Raw genomic sequence first — 16311 nt, 5'->3', positions numbered from 1 at the left:
GACAAGCTCGGGGAACGACCCCTCGACAAGCTCGGGGAACGACCCCTCGACGGGCTCGGGGAACGACAGGTGCGCCGGCCGAGCCTGTCGAGCCCCCTCAGTCGGGGGTCACCTCCAGCAGCAGGTCTCCACCCTCCAGCTGGGTGGTGGTCTTCACGACGACCCGCTTCACAACGCCGGAGACGGCAGTGGTGATCGCAGCCTCCATCTTCATCGCCTCGATCGTGGCAACCGTCTCGCCGGCGGAGACCCGGTCGTTCTCGGCCACCTGCACCGTGACCGCCCCGGCGAAGGGAGCCCCGACGTGGCCCGGGTTCGAGGCATCGGCACGCTCGAAGGCGACGGTCTCGGCCTTGACCGAGTTGTCGCGCACCCGCACCGGGCGCATCTGGCCGTTGAGGGTGGCGTGCACCGTGCGCTTGCCCTTCTTGTCGGCCTCGCCGATGGCATCGATCGCGAAGATCAGGCTGACGCCCTTGTCCAGGTGGACCGTCTGCTCCTGGCCCGGGGTGAGACCGAACAGGTAGGGCAGCGTCGGCATCGCCGAGAGGTCACCGAACTGCTCACGGTAGGACTCGAAGTCCTTCGTCGGGCCGGGGAAGAGCAGCCGGTTGAGCGACTCCTGTCGAGCCCGTCCCGGCTCGGCCAGCAGCGGCAGCTCGTCGGCAGGCACCTCGGTGACGCGCACCGGGGTGCGGCGTCCCTCCAGTGCCTTGCTGCGGAAGGGCTCCGGCCAGCCGCCCTCGGGCTGCCCGAGTTCCCCGTTGAGGAAGCCGATCACGGAGTCCGGGATGTCGAAGGCGTGGGGATCCGCCTCGAAGGCCGCCGGGTCTGCCCCCACCGCCACCAGGTGCAGGGCCAGGTCACCCACCACCTTGGAGCTGGGCGTCACCTTGGTGGGACGGCCCAGGATCTTGTCGGCCGCCGCGTACATGGCTTCGATCTGCTCGAACTTCTCCCCCAGCCCCAGCGCGATCGCCTGCTGGCGCAGGTTCGACAACTGGCCACCGGGGATCTCGTGGCTGTAGACGCGCCCGGTGGGTGCGGCCAGTCCCGATTCGAAGGGGTGGTAGACCTTGCGGACCGCCTCCCAGTAGGGCTCCAGCTCGGTCACTGCCCGCGGATCCAGCTTGGTGGCGCGGTCGGTGTTCGCCAGGGCCATCACCAGCGCCGAGGCCGGCGGCTGGCTGGTGGTGGCGGCCATCGGGGCGCTGGCCACGTCGACGATGTCCACGTCCACCCGGATCGCCTCCAGCAGCGTGGCCAGCTGGCCACCGGCGGTGTCGTGGGTATGCAGCGCCAGCGGCACGGTCGGGAACTCCTCGCGCAGCGCCGTGACCAGCTTCACCGCGGCCGGCGGGCGCAACAGTCCGGCCATGTCCTTGATGGCCAGGATGTGTGCACCGGCCTCGACGCACTGGCGCGCCAACTCCACGTAGTAGTCCAGCGTGTAGATCTTCTCGTCGGGATCGTTCAGGTCGCCGGTGTAGCACAGCGCCACCTCGGCCAGCGCCGTGCCGGTCTCCAGCACCGCCTCGATCGCCGGGCGCATCTGCTCCACGTCGTTGAGCGCGTCGAAGATGCGGAAGACGTCGACGCCCACCAGCGCGGCCTCCTGGACGAAGGCGCGGGTCACCTCCACCGGATAGGGGGTGTAGCCGACGGTGTTGCGGCCCCGCAGCAGCATCTGCAGCAGGGTGTTGGGCATCGCCTCGCGCAGCTTCGCCAGGCGCTCCCACGGGTCCTCACCCAGGAAGCGCAGCGCCACGTCATAGGTGGCGCCGCCCCAGCACTCGACGCTGAACAGCTCCGGCAGCATCCGCGCGTAGTAGGGCGCGACGGTGAGCAGGTCTCGGCTGCGCACCCGGGTGGCCAGCAGGCTCTGGTGCGCGTCGCGGAAGGTGGTGTCGGTCACCTCGACGGTCTTCTGCTCACGCACCTCGCGGGCGAAGGCCGCCGGCCCCACCTCGAGCAGGCGCTGGCGCGGGCCGGCCGGGGCCGCTTCGTCCAGATTGACCTCGGCCGGCAGCTTCTCGGCCGGATCCAGCGTGGTCAGCGGCTCACCATTGGGTTTGTTCACCGTCACGTCGCCCAACCAGCGCAGCATCTTGGTGCCGCGGTCGGCCGGGGTACGGGCGGTGAGCAGGTGCGGGCGCTGGTCGATGAAGCCGGTGCTGAGCGCGCCGCTGGTGAAGTCCGGTTCGTCCAGCACCGAGCGCAGGAAGGGAATGTTGGTGCTGACACCGCGAATGCGGAACTCCGCCAGGGCACGACGGGCGCGCGCGATGGCCGTCTCGAAGTCTCGGCCGCGTGCGGTCATCTTGACCAGCATGGAGTCGAAGTGGCCGCTGATCTCCACCCCGGTGGCCACCGTGCCGCCATCCAGTCGGATACCGGCACCCGAGGCAGAGCGGTAGGCGGTGATGATGCCGGTGTCGGGCCGGAACTGGTTGGCGGGGTCCTCCGTGGTGATGCGGCACTGCAGCGCGGCGCCCCGGATCTGCACGCTGTCCTGCGACAGGCCGAGCTCGGCCAGCGTCGCTCCCCCGGCCAACCGCATCTGCGACTGGACCAGGTCGACGTCGGTGATCTCCTCGGTGACGGTGTGCTCCACCTGGATGCGCGGGTTCATCTCGATGAAGTGGTGCTCGCCGGCGCGGGGCCCCTCGGTCTCCACCAGGAATTCGACGGTTCCGGCGCAGGAGTAGTCGATGGCCTGGGCGAACTTCACCGCATCGGAGCACAGCGCCTCGCGCAGCTCGTCGCTGATGTGTGGGGCCGGGGCGATCTCCACCACCTTCTGGTGGCGGCGCTGGATCGAGCAGTCACGCTCGAACAGGTGCATGACATTGCCGTGCTGGTCGGCCAGGATCTGCACCTCGATGTGGCGCGGACGGCCGACGGCCTGCTCCAGGAAGACGGTGGGATCGCCGAAGGCACTCTCGGCCTCACGCATGGCGGCGCCCAGGGCCTCGGGAAGCGCCTCGAGGTTCTCGACGCGGCGCATGCCCCGGCCACCACCGCCGGCGACGGCCTTCACGAAGATGGGGAAACCGATCTCCTCGGCCTGCTGGGTGAGCCATTCCACGTCGGTCGACGGATCGCAGGATCGCAGGGTGGGGATGCCCGCCTGCTTGGCCGCGGCCAGGGCGCGCACCTTGTTGCCGGCCAGCTCCAGCACGTCCGGGGGCGGGCCGATAAAGGTGATCCCGGCCTCGACGCAGGCCTGCGCCAGGTCGGGGTTCTCGCTGAGGAAGCCGTAGCCGGGGTAGATGGCGTCGCAGCCGGACTGCTGGGCGACGCGGATGATCTCGTCAATGTCCAGGTAGGCCCGCACCGGGTGGCCCTGCTCACCGATGAGGTAGGCCTCGTCGGACTTGAGTCGGTGCTCGGAATTTCGATCCTCGTAGGGATAGACGGCCACCGTCTTGGATCCGAGCTCATAGGCGGCCCGGAAGGCACGTACGGCGATCTCGCCACGATTGGCTACCAGAACTTTGGAGAACATGTGGTCCAACCTATCGGCAAGGAGTGTGACCAATGTCACATTCGGGCATTGGTGGACACCCCTTGACAGCCGCGGTACCCCTTCAACCGAGGGCCCACGCCCCGTCCACACCAAAAGGCCCCGCCCCCCACCGAAGGCCCACCATCCGTATCTGGCGGACCCGATCCGCATGTTCGAACATGCGGATCGGGTCCCTTGGATGCGGATGGTGAGAACAGCGGCGATGTGACACACGGGACGGCAGGGGGCCACTACTCCGACGGAAACCCTCAGGGGCGCCGACGAACAACCAGGGCCACGGCGCAGAGCTCCTGGCGGCGCGACGCGAAGGTGCGTCGCATCCCCAGCACCCGCCGACGAGCTTCGGGCCTGCGAACCAGGTTCACCAGGATCCGCGCCATGCCCGCGATGCCCTCGTCGGCCAGCATCCGACGCGGCTCCAGCAGCGCCATCTCCGTGGTCTGCGACCACTCGACGTCATAGCCCCCCTCGTCGAAGAGCTGACGCCACTCGGCGAGCGTCAACGGGCGGGCATTGACCTTGATGGCTCGCGCCAGGTCCTTGCGGATGTCCTCTTTGACCTGCTCGTCCAGCCCGTCAGGACGCAGGCCCAGCTCGTGGATGGCATAGCGTCCACCCGGCTCCAGCACTCGTCGGACCTCGGCCAGGATCTCCCGCTTGCCTCGCTCGGACTGCATCGTGAGCATGGCCTCCCCGACGACAAGATCCGCGCTCGCCCCCGGTAGCCCGGTCTGCTCGGCACTACCCAGGTGCACCTCGCCGCGGGAGCCGATCACGGCGCGCACCGTGTCCGCGGCCTGCGGGTCACGCTCGACGGCCTGGTAGCTGGCCGGCTGGAGGCTCAGTAGCCGCGCCGCAGTCACGCCAATCCCTGGCGCCAGCTCCACCACCCGACATCCGGCTGGTTCGGCCGCCGCCAGCATTGCCTCGGTGAGTTCCCGGCCACCCGGGCGCAGCACCCTCTTCCCCAGGGAGGCGAGCACCCAGTGCCCTTGCTGACCGCCACCGGGGCGCGTCTGGTCGAGCTCCTGCTCGTCGATCTGGTCCATGCCTCGCTGCATGATGAGCCCTTTCATTCGCCGGATCTTTAGGTTAGGTTTACCTAAACCATTAACCAAGGAGTTAACCGTGTCAAATGAACAGGCTGAGGAACTCACGCCCGAGGATCCCCGTACGGGGCACGTCGACCAGGGCGAGGACGCCGGCCAGACCGACGGCGTCGCCACCTACATCGCCAGCGCCTTCGACCAGTCCGCCTCGCGCGGCGGCCGGCCGGGCGCGACGGCCGTGGTGGACAACGAGACCACCAAGGTGGTCGCCTTCGAGTTCGCGGCCGGCGACGAGTTGAAGGAGCACGCCGCCCGGCACCCCGTGCTGATCCAGGTGCTGCGAGGCCGAGTGGACTTCACGCTGCCCGACCGCACCGTCGAACTCGTCCCGGGATCGCTGCTGCACCTGACGCCGATGCTGCGTCACGCCGTGCGCGCCACCGAGCCCACCACGCTCACGGTGACCATGCTGCTCCCCCGCTGACCCGAGCCTGTCGAGCAGCAGAAAGGGCCGACACCGTGGAAGGTGTCGGCCCTTGGAACCGGCCCATCCGGCCGGAGACTTCTGTCCGAACCGGAATATTACGCCGCCGCCCGGCCGGACTCCCAACCGGGGCGGCGACTCACTCAGAGCTTGTCGATCAGGCTCATCAGGATGCCCTGGCCGAAGTACAGGAAGAAGAGCGCGGAGACCGCCCACAGCAGCGGGTGGACCTGAGCTGCCTTGCCCTTGATCAGCTTGATCAGGCAGTAGACGATGAAGCCCGCGCCGATGCCCGTCGTGATCGAGTAGGCGAAGGGCATCAGGACGATGGTCAGGAAGGCGGGGATGCCGTCCTCCACGTCGTCCCAGTCGACGTGGGCCACCTGGCTCATCATGAGGTAGCCGACGAAGGCGAGCACCGGGGCCGCGGCCTCCGACGGGATCATGTCGACCACCGGGGTGATGAAGATCGCCAGCAGGAAGGCGACGCCGGTGACCACCGAGGCCAGACCGGTGCGGGCGCCCTCACCGACACCGGCCGAGGACTCGACGAAGGAGGTGTTGGAGCTGACGCCGCCCAGACCACCAGCCATCGCGGCCAGCGAGTCGACCATCAGGATCTCCTGCAGGTGCTCCGGATTGCCCTTCTCGTTGAGCAGGTCGCCCTCCTGGCCGATCGCGACGACGGTGCCGACGGTGTCGAAGAAGTCCGCCAGCAGCAGGCTGAAGACCAGTAGCAGGAGCCCCAGGAAGACCTTGATGTCGAAGTGACCATTCGGGCTGAAGGCGCCCAGCATGTCCACCTTGCCCAGAGTGCCCAGGCTGGGGCTGGCGAAGTCACTGGCGCTGGGAAGACTCGGCACGTTCAGGGCCCACCCGGTGGGGTTCTTGGAACCGTCGTCCAGGAAGGTCGGGCCCACCTTGAAGATGGCCTCGACGAGGACGGCGAGCACGGAGGCCGCCAGGATCGAGATGAGCATCGCGCCACGCACCTTGCGGGTGTGCAGCACCACCAAGAGCAGGAAGCCGGTGATGCACACGGCGATCGGCCAGCCCATCAGCGAGCCGTTGATGCCGAGCTCCACCGGAGGCGAACCGGCGGGCTTGCGCACCACACCGGCATTCATCAGGCCGACGAAGGTCACGAACAGGCCGATGCCGACGCTGATCGCCGTGCGCATGGTGGGAGGCACGGCCCGGAAGACGGCGGTTCGCACCCCGGTCACCACCAGCAGGGTGATGAGGATGCCCTCCCAGACGACCAGACCCATTGCCTGCGGCCAGGTCATCTGGGGCGCGATCGCGTAGGCGAGCATCGCGTTGAGGCCAAGGCCGGCGGCGATGGCCAACGGATAGCGACCCCAGGCGCCCATCAGGATGGTCATCAGGCCGGCGATCAGGGCGGTGCCGGCGGCGACCATCATCTTGGAGTCGGCCACTGCGGCCCAGTTCACCTGGGTGTGGGCCGCGTCCAGGTACTTCGGCACGCCCGAGAGCAGGTTGCCGTTCTTGTCGGCCTCCGACCCGATGATGATCGGGTTCAGGGCAATGATGTAGGCCATCGTGAAGAAGGTCACCAGGCCACCGCGCACCTCCTGCCCGATGCTGGATCCCCGGCGGCTGATCCCGAACCAGCGGTCGAGGGCGCTCGTGGGCACAGTGCCGCCGTGCCCTGCGGGATCGTCGTGATGCTCGGGGTTGTTCTCTTCTCCGGGGCTGGCAGGCGCCGTGCCGGGCTTCTTCATGACCATGGGGGTCATGGTATTGGCCAGCCACGGATGCCTAGAATCGGGTCCATGAGCACCCCACCTGCCCCGCGCCAGCACCACTTCGTGCAGGCCCCGATCCGTCCCCTGGACGAGGACGGCGTCACCGTCGCCCGGGTCGGAACCCTGCTGTGGCTGGTGGCTACCGTGGTGGTCTGGCTGCGTCTGGACCAGCTACGGGCCGACGGTCAGGGCTGGTGGCTGTGGGTGTGCGTCAGCGGCGTCGCGCTCGGGCTGGTGGGCATCTGGTGGTGCACCCGTCGCCGCAAGCGCCGCGGCTGAGCGCCACCCCAGCAGGCACCGCCCGGCAGGCACCGATCAGTGGAAGAGGCCGTCGTCCACGCCGATGGTGTCGAAGACCGGTTCACCCAGTTCGACGCCACGCTCCTCGGCGACGACGTCGGAGTGCCCGCCGCATCCGTGCTCGATCGAGACCACGCTCGCATCGAAGGGTGAGAACTCGTTGGTGCAGGCACCGAACAGGTTGCCCAGCTGACCCTGCAGACGGACGAAGTAACCGCAGCTCACGCAGGGGGCGGGGGCCAACCGGCTCGACTGGTTGTCTGCCCCGGACTCGCCTTCATTCCATCGCTGCGCGGCCATCGAGCGCCCGTGCTGGGAGAGCACGCGTTCCCGGCCCAGGCCCAGCTCGCCCACGACGGCGCGGGTGGCGGACCACTCGGCAGGATCGGCGTCGGCGGCGTACTCGCCACCGGTGAAGCCCGGTTCCAGACGCGGATCGTTGTCGGGGGTGGGAAGCAGCGTGCCCGGGGCCACGTCACCGGCCTGGATGCGATCGCTCCACGGCACCCACTTGGGCGCCAGCAGGGCCTCGTCGCCGGGCAGCAGCACCACCTCGTTGACGGTGGCGGAGCGGGCGCGCGAGGCGCGCACCATGGTGACCGCCCAGCGCCAGCCCTGGTAGGCGCGGTGCGGGCACTCGAACAGGTGGGTCACCACCCGCTCGGCCTCGGCGACGGTGCCCAGGTGCTCACCGACACCGAAATCGCCGGCCTGGGCGATCGCCGCCTCGCGAGCCTGGTCGACGGCGGCCGCGGTGACCGCGTCCAGCTTGGGCGTCCTGGCGGCAGTGCTTCGGGCAACCATCACAGCTCCAACTCGTCGGCAACCTTGCGCAGCATCATGGCGATCTGCTTGGCCTGTCGGCCGTCTGGGTGGCGGCCGCGGCGGTAGCCGTTGCCGATGCCGTCCAGCAGCTTGATCAGGTCTTCGGTGATGACGGCCATCTGCTCCGGCTTCTTGCGGGTGGCCTTGGCCAGCGAGGGCGGCGGATCGATCAGGCGCACGCTGAGCGCCTGCTCACCGCGGCGCCCCTCGATGATGCCGAACTCCACCCTCTGGCCCGGCTTCAACGAGGTGACTCCCTCGGGCAGCACGTTGGCGCGCACGTAGACGTCGCCTCCGTCCTCCTTGGACAGGAAGCCAAAACCCTTCTCTGCGTCGTAGAAACGCACCTTGCCGATGGGCACTTCATCCTCGCTCAGTCGTCGTGAACTGCGCCAAAGGGCACAGTTCAGCAGAGTTTATCCGGCCCACGCCCCGCACACCACCACACGGGTGGTCTGCGGGGCGTGGGCCGGTCGGGGCTTGCTGGTCGTGGCGTGGGCCGGGGTCAGTCGACGACGCGCTGGTCTTCGGGCATCAGGCGCTGCACGTCGGCGTAGTAGTCCTTGCGCTGCAGCTGACTGCCGGCCGCCTCGTCGACGACGATGACCGCGTCGGGATGCATCTGGAGCAGGGTGGCCGGGCAGTGGGCGCCCATCGGGCCCTCGCAGGCCGCGGCGATGGCGGCGGCCTTCTGCTCGCCCAGCGCCACCAGGACCACCTTGCGGGCCTCCATGATGGTGCCCAGGCCCTGCGAGACGGCATGGGTGGGAACGTCGGCCGGGTCGTCGAAGTAGCGGGCATTCGCCTCGCGGGTCTCACGGGTCAGGCACACCTGGCGCGTGCGGCTGACCAGCGAGCTGCCGGGCTCGTTGAAGCCGATGTGGCCGTTGTTGCCGATGCCCAGGATCTGCACGTCGATTCCGCCGGCGGCCTTGATCGCCTCGTCGTACTCCTTGGCACCGGCGGCGATGTCGTCGGCCATGCCGTCGGGGGTGCGCACATTGGCCGGATCGAAGCCGAGCGGCTCGGTGACGGTGGTGCGGATCGTGTCGGCGTAGCTGAGGGGGTTGTCGGCCGGAATGCCGACGTACTCGTCCAGGGCGAAGGCACGGGCCTGGGAGAGGTCCAGGCTTCCCTCCTTGATCCGGCGGCCCAGATCCTCGTAGGTGGACAGCGGGGAGCTGCCGGTGGCCACGCCCAGCACGGGGCGCTCGATGCCGCGAAGGGCGTGGGCAATGTGGGCCGCCGCAATGCGGCCGGCTTCCTGCTCGTTAGAAGCAATGATGACGTCCATAGGAGGAATCTAGTGACCCCGTCGGTCCACGGACGGGAGCTCGCCCGGTGTGTGCGGTGATCGCGCTGGTGATTTTCCCCACGCGCTGCGCGCAGACGGTGGGGCCGATGTAATTCGCCCGTGAATGGTGAATTCGCCGGGCGAACTAGACTGGTCTTCATGGCTGACTGGACCGACGGCTCGGAGTATGCGCCCCTGGAGCGCCCCGATGCGTTCGCCGCCCCTCGGGTGGCCCAGCTGCCGTCCGAGGAAGCGCCCGAGCATCCTGCCGAGGGAAAGCCCGCGGTGGCGCCCCAGCACTTCGCTGCGCCCGAGGCCGCACCGCTGGAGGACCTGGCACCCCAGCCGCCCGAACCCGCGCGTGACCCGCTCGAGCCCTTCCCCACCAGCAGCCGCGCCGATTCGGCGTGGGCCGCCGCGCACGCGGCCGAGTGGCAACCCACCATGCCCCTGGCCGATCCGCTGTCGGCCGCCCCGCTGTCATCGGGACAGCCCGCAGTGGTGGACTTCCCCCCGCCCAGCGGGATGCCGGTTGCTCCGGGGCAACCCCCGGTGCCGACCGACCAGCTGCAGCAGCTGCCTCCCCCGTCCGGGTTCCCCGTCCCGCTTCCTCCGCCCGACTCGGCAGGGCAGCAACCGCCCCAGTCCCCGCACGCGCAGGCCCCGCAGCCCCCGCTCCCGCCAACTCAGGTCCCGCAAACCCACCCCCCGCACAGCTCGGCACCTGCCCCAGGGCGTCCGACCAATCCCTTCGACCCGTCGCACTTCGCGCTGGGTCCGGCCCCCGCGCAGCCCCCGCCCCCCGTCGAGGCCCAGCCGCCTGCCCAGGCCCCCGGTCAGGTGCCCCAGCCCGGAGAGCCGTCGCAGTGGCCCGCACCGCAGCAGCCGGTTCAGCCACCGCGGCCTGCCCCGCCACCGGTGCCCACCCGCATCACGCCCGGCGTGGTGGTGCAGCAGACCGGCGGCGTCATGCTGGCCGTGCTCGCCTTCGGTGCCCTGGTGCCCGGTTTCAGCTACATCATGTTGCTGATCGCCTCGATCCTCAGCCGTCGCAGCCAGGCCGGTGCTGCGCTCACCCAGGCGATTTTCTCGCTGGTGACGTGGGCGGTGCTGATCATGTGGGTCTTTACCGTCCTCAACGGCGCCGGCTGGGAGACGCTCTCGGCGTGGTCACGCATCGCCTGTGGCGTCATGATCCCCGTCTGCCTGGCCGCCGCCTGGCAGGACCTGCGGCAGCGGATGGGCAGATGAACTCTCCCCGCTCCATGGCCGACGTGATCCGCTCGATGGACGCGAAGGCCCTGGCCCGGCTGGTGCGGCTGCGGCCCGATCTGGCCATCCCGCGCCCGGCCGACCTGTCCGAGCTGGTCGAGCGCGCCATGGGCCAGGTCTCCACCCAACTGGCCCTGGAGCAGCTCGACGCGTGGCAGCGACGAGTGGCGCTGGCCTTGGCCGCCTGCCCCGACGCGGTGGGTTCGCGGCACCTGGCCGCGCTGATGGGAGCCGAACGCACTGCCGTCAGCGGCGCCGTCGAGGCGCTGGCCCAACGCGCTCTGGTCTGGGGCACCGAGCGAGGCTGGCACCTGACCCACGCCGCGCGCAGCGCCTTCGGCCCCTACCCCGCCGGTCTGGCCGGGGAGTCCACCATGCCGCTGACCGACAGCCAGATCGACCAGGCGCTGGAGGCGGTCGGCGAGCCCGGCCGCGCCGTGCTGGAGCGTCTGCTGTGGGGCAACCCGACCGGCCGGGTGACCCAGGCCGACCGGCGAGGTTCGGCCACCTCCGAGCGGCCCGTCGACCAATTGCTCCACCACCGGTTAGTGCGCCCGCTGGATTCCGAGACCATCGTGCTGCCCCGCGAGGTGGCACTACGGCTGCGCGGCGGCAGGCTCTTCCAGGACCAGGTCAGCCCGGTGGTGCCGCCGTGGCCCGCGGGCGAGGATGCGGCCAGGGGCGACCGTGCCGGCTTGGGAAGCGCCTTCGAGCTGGTGGCCACCACCGAGGTGTTGATCGACCAGATCGGCCGGCTGCAGCCACGCCCACTGGCCACCGGCGCCCTCGCCAAGCGCGACCTGGCCGCGCTGGCCCGCGATGGCGGCGGCACCGAACGCACCCTCACCATCCTGATGGTGGCCGAGCGCGCCGGGTTGATCGCCAGTGCGGGTTCGGCCTGGCTGCCCACCCAGCACCACGACGAATGGCTGGGCGCCGACGGGTGGACCCGGTGGAGCAGGCTGCGCGACGCCTGGCTGGCGCTGGACGCGCTGGTGGACCCCGCGGGCCCGGCGCTGGCCCCCGGCAACACCGTGGCCTGGGCCGGTGCGCTGCGCCGGCTGGCCGTCGCCCAACTCCAGGCGGCAGCCCCGGGAGCACCGATCGAGGCGCAACGGCTCGCCGAGCGGCTGGCCTGGCTGCGCCCCGGCTGGGCCCGGCTCGACCTGACGGAACTGTGCCAGACGCTGGTGCAGGAGTGCAGCTGGTTCGGCCTGATCGCGCTGGGCCGACGCACCCTGCTGGTGGAGGCAGACCAGGATCCGGGCTTCCCGCAGGCCGTCTCCGAGATCCTGGTGCAGTCAGACCTGACCGCAGTCACCCCCGCGCCCGTGACCGCCGAGGTGGGACGAGCCCTGGGCCTGTTGGCCGATCGTGAGTCCAGCGGCGGCGCCAGCGTGCACCGCTTCACCTCGCAGAGCATCCGTCGCGGCCTCGACGCCGGGTGGAGTGCCGACGAGATTCGGGCCTGGATCGCCGAACACTCCATCACCCCGGTGCCGCAGGCGCTCGGCTACCTGGTGGAGGACGTGGCCCGCAAGCACGGCCAGGTCCAGGTGCAGGCAGTGGGCGCGGTGGCAACCGTCGACGATCCGGTGTTGCTCGACGCGGTGCTGGGCCACGCCGAGGCCACCGAGCTGGGACTGCGTCGCCTGGCACCCACGGTGCTGGCAGCGACCGCCGATCCCGTGGAGCTGGTCGACTTCCTGCGACGAATGGGCCTGGCGCCCGTGGCGCAGGACGCCACCGGCGAACGCTTCACGGCGCCGGCACCGCGCCGGGCCCGCGCGTCGGTGCGCCCCTTCGAGACCGATCACCACCCGGTGGATCCGGAGGCGGTGGTCGCCGAGCTGCTGGCTCGCGACGAGAGCCGCAGGCACGCGCAGGCCTCCGGCAACCTGGTGCAGGACCTGCAGGAGGCCATCGGCCAGCCCGGCTGGTGGCAGCTCGACTACGTGAGCAATGACGGCACACCGCAGACCGCCCAGGTGCGCGTGCTGGCGCTGGCCTCGGGGCAGGCGCGCCTGATGAAGAAGGCCGAGGGCCCCTTCACCCTGCCGATCAGCCGCATGGTCGGCGTCCGCAAGAACTGAACGACCCGGGCCAGCCACACAGAGTTCAGCCACACAGAGGGGTGAGAGCAACGGCACAGGGCCGGATGGCTCGTCTCGCAGCTCGACTCCCTCGCGCAAGTGCTCCTTCGTCGCACATTGTCGCGCTCGGGATCGTTTGACGCTGCTTCGACGACCATCCGGCCCTGTGCCGTTGCTCCTGTTGAGTCCCTGGTCAGGCCTTGCCGTCGAACAGGCTGGTGACCGAGCCGTCCTCGAAGACCTCGTGGATGGCCTTGGCGATCAGCGGTGCGATCGACAGCACGGTGAGCTTTTCCAGGTCCTTGAAGGAGTCCGGCAGCGGCAGCGTGTTGGTGACGATGACCTCGCTGAAGGCGCTCTGCTCCAGACGTTCGCGGGCGGGGCCGCTGAGCACCGGGTGCGTGGTGGCGGCAATCACCTGCTTGGCGCCGCGCTCCATCAGCGCGTCGGCGGCCTGGCAGATGGTGCCGGCGGTGTCGATCATGTCGTCCACCAGCAGGCAGACCTTGCCCTCCACGTCACCGACCACCTCGTGCACCTTCACCTGGTTGGCGACGTTGACGTCGTGACGCTTGTGGATGATGGCCAGCGGGCATCCCAGGCGGTCGGTCCACATGTCGGCCAGACGCACACGGCCGGCATCGGGCGAGACGACGACCATCTCCGATGTCTCGTACTTGTCCATCACGTACTCGGCCAGGGCGGGCAGCGCCCACAGGTGGTCGACCGGTCCGTCGAAGAATCCCTGGATCTGGGCGGCGTGCAGGTCGACGCTCATCAGACGGTTCGCGCCCGCGGCCTTGAACAGGTCGGCCATCAGGCGCGCACTGATGGGTTCACGCCCCAGGTGCTTCTTGTCCTGACGAGCGTAGGGGTAGAAGGGCGCAACCACGGTGATCCGCTTGGCGGAGGCGCGCTTGAGGGCGTCCACCATGATCAGTTGCTCCATCATCCACTGGTTCACCGGGGCGCAGTGGCTCTGGATCACGAAGGCATCGGCGCCGCGCACCGACTCCTCGAAGCGCACGTAGGTCTCGGAGTTGGCGTAGTCGATGGCTCGGGTGGGCACCAGCTCCACCCCCATCAGCTCGGCGATCTCGTCGGCGAGGGCCGGATGGGCCCGCCCCGAGAAGAGCATCAGGTGCTTGTCATTGGGGCGCTTGACGCCACTCACTTGTATTCCTCCGGCTTGCGGTTGGCAACCTTCTCCCGGGACGCGGCCACGTCCGGGTGGATCTCGGGGGCGGCCTTCGCCGCCGCACCTGCCGCCTTGGAGGCGGGGCGCTTCTTGGCCACCCAGCCCTCGCTGACGTGCTGGCGACCACGGGCCACCGCCAGACCGCCGGCCGGGACGTCCTCGACGACGGCCGAACCGGCAGCCACGAAGGCGCCGGGGGCGACGTCGACGGGGGCCACCAGCACCGAGTTGGAACCGATGAAGACGTCATCGCCCAGGTGGGTGACCGACTTGTTGGTGCCGTCGTAGTTGGCGAAGATCGTGCCGGCGCCCACGTTGACGCCCTCACCGATGCGGGCATCACCGCAGTAGGTCAGGTGCGGCACCTTGGAGCCCTCACCGATCTGGGCATTCTTGGTCTCGACGAAGGCGCCGATCTTGCCCTTGGCGCCCAGCTGGGTGCCGGGACGCAGGAAGCTGAACGGGCCCACCGTCGCCCCCGCACCGATCAGGCTGAAGGAACCGTGGGTGCGGATCACCTGGGCGTCCTCGCCCACCTCGACGCTGGTCAGCGTGGTGTCGGGGCCGACGACGGCACCGGTGGCGATGCTGGTGGCACCCTCCAGATGGGTGCCGGCCAGGATGGTCACGTCCTGGGCGATGTCCACGTCGGCCTGGATCCACGTGGTGGCCGGGTCCTGGATGGTCACGCCGCTCTTCATCCACTTCTCGACGATGCGACGGTTCATCTCGGCATTCATGCGCGCCAGCTGGACGCGGTCGTTGACGCCCTCGGTCTGCCACAGGTCGTCGATCATGTGGGCGCCGACGCGCTCGTCGTTGGCCCGGGCCGTCCCGATGACATCGGTGAGGTACAGCTCGCCCTGCGCATTGTCGGTCTTGAGGTGCTTGAGGCCCTCGTAGAGGGTCTCGGCATTGAAGATGTAGATGCCCGAGTTGATCTCGGTGACGGCCTGCTCCTCGGGGCTGGCGTCCTTCTGCTCGACGATCCGCGCGATCTGGTCGCCCTGCTCGTCGCGGATGATGCGGCCATAGCCGAAGGGCTCCGGAACCTCGGCGGTGAGCACGGTGATGTGGTTGCGCTGGGCGCGGTGCTCCTGCACCAGCTCCACCAGGGTCTGCCCGGTCAGCATCGGCACGTCGCCGTAGGTCACCAGGATCTCGCCACGCAGCTCGCCCAGGCCCTGCAGGCCGCACTGGACGGCGTGCCCGGTGCCGTTCTGCTCCTCCTGGACGGCGGTGGTGACATTGGGGGCGATCTCGGACAGGTGGGCCTCCACCTGCTCACGACGGTGCCCGACGACCACCACCAGGTGCTCCGGCTCCACCTCTTCGGCCGCGTTGACCGCGTAGCTCAGCATCGAGCGGCCAGCCACCTCGTGCAGCAGCTTGGACTTGTTCGACTTCATCCGGGTGCCACCGCCGGCGGCGAGAACCACCACCGCCGAAACCTGCTGGGCTCCGTCCTGCTCCTGCTCGTGAGTGGTCACGTGGGCTCCTTCACTGCTCGACCCGACAGAGGTGTCCTGTCAGCTCCCCGGGCAGGAGTCGAACCTGCGTCGCTAGTCCTGATTCAAAGTCAGGCGGGCCCTACCGGCAGACCAACCGGGGATCGTCCTGCCTGCACAGCAGACGGGACGTGTGTCCATCCGTGACGGACCACACATACCTTACGCACGGCGCGGGGCGGGGCGCACCTCAACCCGCGCTGCGAGGCTGGCTTTCATGGCAACTACCCACCCCGACGGGTGTGCAACCATGGCCCCATGCTTGAGCAGAGCGATCCGGCAACACCGCACGACGATCCAGCCCCCGCCCGACGGGCGACGACTGGCCGAGCACGCCGGGGCCGCATCCGCATGACCTCCGCCGAACGACGCGCCCAGCTGGTGACGGTGGCCCGCAGCCTGTTCGCCCAGAAGGGCTTCGAGGGCACCAGCGTCGAGGAGATCGCCGCCTGCGCGCAGGTCAGCAAGCCGGTGGTCTACGAACACTTCGGCGGCAAGGAGGGGGTCTACGCCGTGGTCGTCGACCGCGAAGTGCAACGTCTCCACGACTCGATCCGCACCGCCCTCACCACCCCCGGCGCCTCCTCCCGCGAACTGATCGAGTACGGCGCCCTGGCCCTGATGGACTACCTGGACGAGCACCCCGATGGCTTCCGGATCCTGGCACGTGACTCGTCGGTGGTGGCGGCCCAGGGCTCCTTCGGCAGCATCCTCAGCGACATCGTCAGCCGCGTGGAGGACCTGCTGGCCGACCCGCTCCGGCGCCACGGCTTCGACGCCGACTTCGCGGGACTCTATGCGCAGGCCCTGGTGGGCCTGGTGGCGCTGGCCGGGCAGAGCTGGCTGGACACCCGCGAGCCGTCCAAGGAGGTGGTGGCCGCCCACCTGGTGAACCTGGCCTGGAACGGCATGGCGACGCTGGATCCCCACCCGGTGCTCACCGTGCGCCCCATGCCCTGAACGCCCCCGGGGATGGCCGCCGTCGGCACG

13 protein-coding genes and 1 tRNA gene are annotated in these 16311 nt (G+C 69.6%); 5 read left to right on the top strand and 9 right to left on the bottom strand.

Features of this window, described 5'->3' with window-relative positions; all coding sequences use genetic code 11:
• Positions 1-97: 97 nt before the first annotated feature.
• Both ACOAMO_RS07715 and ACOAMO_RS07710 read right to left on the bottom strand, forming a co-directional pair.
• Positions 98-3508, bottom strand: coding sequence for a pyruvate carboxylase (locus tag ACOAMO_RS07715; RefSeq protein WP_420174235.1), 3411 nt, complete (start codon positions 3506-3508; stop codon positions 98-100).
• 269 nt (positions 3509-3777) lie between these two features.
• Positions 3778-4605, bottom strand: coding sequence for a class I SAM-dependent methyltransferase (locus tag ACOAMO_RS07710; RefSeq protein ID WP_420174234.1), 828 nt, complete (start codon positions 4603-4605; stop codon positions 3778-3780).
• 52 nt (positions 4606-4657) lie between these two features.
• On the opposite strand from ACOAMO_RS07710, the gene ACOAMO_RS07705 reads away from it, so the two are divergent.
• Positions 4658-5062, top strand: coding sequence for a cupin domain-containing protein (locus tag ACOAMO_RS07705; RefSeq protein WP_420174233.1), 405 nt, complete (start codon positions 4658-4660; stop codon positions 5060-5062).
• Positions 5063-5205: 143 nt separating this feature from the next.
• Here the strand turns inward: ACOAMO_RS07705 and ACOAMO_RS07700 are convergent, their stop codons facing one another.
• Positions 5206-6624, bottom strand: a complete 1419-nt coding sequence (locus ACOAMO_RS07700) for an NCS2 family permease (RefSeq protein WP_420176986.1) — start codon at positions 6622-6624, stop codon at positions 5206-5208.
• A 234-nt stretch (positions 6625-6858) separates the two neighbouring features.
• Here ACOAMO_RS07700 and ACOAMO_RS07695 point away from each other — a divergent pair, with 234 nt between their 5' ends.
• Complete coding sequence (locus tag ACOAMO_RS07695; protein ID WP_420174232.1) at positions 6859-7110, top strand: DUF2530 domain-containing protein; 252 nt, start codon at positions 6859-6861, stop codon at positions 7108-7110.
• A 36-nt stretch (positions 7111-7146) separates the two neighbouring features.
• Here the strand turns inward: ACOAMO_RS07695 and ACOAMO_RS07690 are convergent, their stop codons facing one another.
• From ACOAMO_RS07690 to nagB, 3 genes are all read right to left on the bottom strand, one after another.
• Positions 7147-7935: a DUF3027 domain-containing protein gene (locus ACOAMO_RS07690; RefSeq protein ID WP_420174231.1), complete on the bottom strand. Its 789-nt coding sequence runs from the start codon at positions 7933-7935 to the stop codon at positions 7147-7149.
• A complete protein-coding gene (locus ACOAMO_RS07685) occupies positions 7935-8318 on the bottom strand; it encodes a cold-shock protein (protein ID WP_420174230.1) in 384 nt (127 codons plus the stop codon). Before ACOAMO_RS07685 ends, ACOAMO_RS07690 begins: the two co-directional genes overlap by 1 nt.
• 143 nt (positions 8319-8461) lie before the next feature.
• Complete coding sequence (nagB, locus tag ACOAMO_RS07680; protein ID WP_420174229.1) at positions 8462-9250, bottom strand: glucosamine-6-phosphate deaminase; 789 nt, start codon at positions 9248-9250, stop codon at positions 8462-8464.
• Between the two features lie 159 nt (positions 9251-9409).
• Here nagB and ACOAMO_RS07675 point away from each other — a divergent pair, with 159 nt between their 5' ends.
• The gene (locus tag ACOAMO_RS07675) at positions 9410-10501 is read left to right on the top strand and encodes a hypothetical protein (protein WP_420174228.1); all 1092 of its coding nucleotides are present in this window, start codon (positions 9410-9412) and stop codon (positions 10499-10501) included.
• Positions 10498-12615 (top strand): helicase-associated domain-containing protein, encoded by a 2118-nt coding sequence (locus ACOAMO_RS07670; protein ID WP_420174227.1) that lies wholly within the window; start codon positions 10498-10500, stop codon positions 12613-12615. The genes ACOAMO_RS07675 and ACOAMO_RS07670 overlap by 4 nt, the downstream gene beginning before the upstream one ends.
• A 193-nt stretch (positions 12616-12808) precedes the next feature.
• Here ACOAMO_RS07670 and ACOAMO_RS07665 read toward each other — a convergent pair whose 3' ends face one another.
• From ACOAMO_RS07665 to ACOAMO_RS07655, 3 genes are all read right to left on the bottom strand, one after another.
• Entirely contained in the window at positions 12809-13789 is a 981-nt protein-coding gene (locus ACOAMO_RS07665; RefSeq protein ID WP_420174226.1) for a ribose-phosphate diphosphokinase, read from the bottom strand.
• Positions 13786-15303, bottom strand: coding sequence for a bifunctional UDP-N-acetylglucosamine diphosphorylase/glucosamine-1-phosphate N-acetyltransferase GlmU (gene glmU / locus ACOAMO_RS07660; protein ID WP_420174225.1), 1518 nt, complete (start codon positions 15301-15303; stop codon positions 13786-13788). Before glmU ends, ACOAMO_RS07665 begins: the two co-directional genes overlap by 4 nt.
• A 43-nt stretch (positions 15304-15346) precedes the next feature.
• Positions 15347-15425 (bottom strand) — tRNA-Gln (locus ACOAMO_RS07655).
• Between the two features lie 247 nt (positions 15426-15672).
• Between ACOAMO_RS07655 and ACOAMO_RS07650 the strand changes: the two genes are divergently transcribed.
• Positions 15673-16281, top strand: a complete 609-nt coding sequence (locus ACOAMO_RS07650; protein WP_420176985.1) for a TetR/AcrR family transcriptional regulator — start codon at positions 15673-15675, stop codon at positions 16279-16281.
• Positions 16282-16311 lie beyond the last annotated feature (30 nt).

This window comes from Luteococcus struthionis, from assembly GCF_048595755.1.
Lineage (GTDB): Bacteria > Actinomycetota > Actinomycetes > Propionibacteriales > Propionibacteriaceae > Luteococcus.
Note: the sequence above shows the minus strand (reverse complement) of the source record. Positions and strands in the feature narration are given on the sequence as shown.

Bases quoted from the DNA above. Each gene is read 5' to 3' on its own strand.
- ACOAMO_RS07695 (WP_420174232.1), top strand. From the start codon at position 6,859: ATGAGCACCCCACCTGCCCCGCGCCAGCACCACTTCGTGCAGGCCCCG.
- ACOAMO_RS07675 (WP_420174228.1), top strand. From the start codon at position 9,410: ATGGCTGACTGGACCGACGGCTCGGAGTATGCGCCCCTGGAGCGCCCC.
- ACOAMO_RS07715 (WP_420174235.1), bottom strand. From the start codon at position 3,508: ATGTTCTCCAAAGTTCTGGTAGCCAATCGTGGCGAGATCGCCGTACGT.
- ACOAMO_RS07650 (WP_420176985.1), top strand. From the start codon at position 15,673: ATGACCTCCGCCGAACGACGCGCCCAGCTGGTGACGGTGGCCCGCAGC.
- ACOAMO_RS07700 (WP_420176986.1), bottom strand. From the start codon at position 6,624: ATGGCCTACATCATTGCCCTGAACCCGATCATCATCGGGTCGGAGGCC.
- nagB (WP_420174229.1), bottom strand. From the start codon at position 9,250: ATGGACGTCATCATTGCTTCTAACGAGCAGGAAGCCGGCCGCATTGCG.
- ACOAMO_RS07690 (WP_420174231.1), bottom strand. From the start codon at position 7,935: ATGGTTGCCCGAAGCACTGCCGCCAGGACGCCCAAGCTGGACGCGGTC.
- ACOAMO_RS07710 (WP_420174234.1), bottom strand. From the start codon at position 4,605: ATGAAAGGGCTCATCATGCAGCGAGGCATGGACCAGATCGACGAGCAG.
- ACOAMO_RS07670 (WP_420174227.1), top strand. From the start codon at position 10,498: ATGAACTCTCCCCGCTCCATGGCCGACGTGATCCGCTCGATGGACGCG.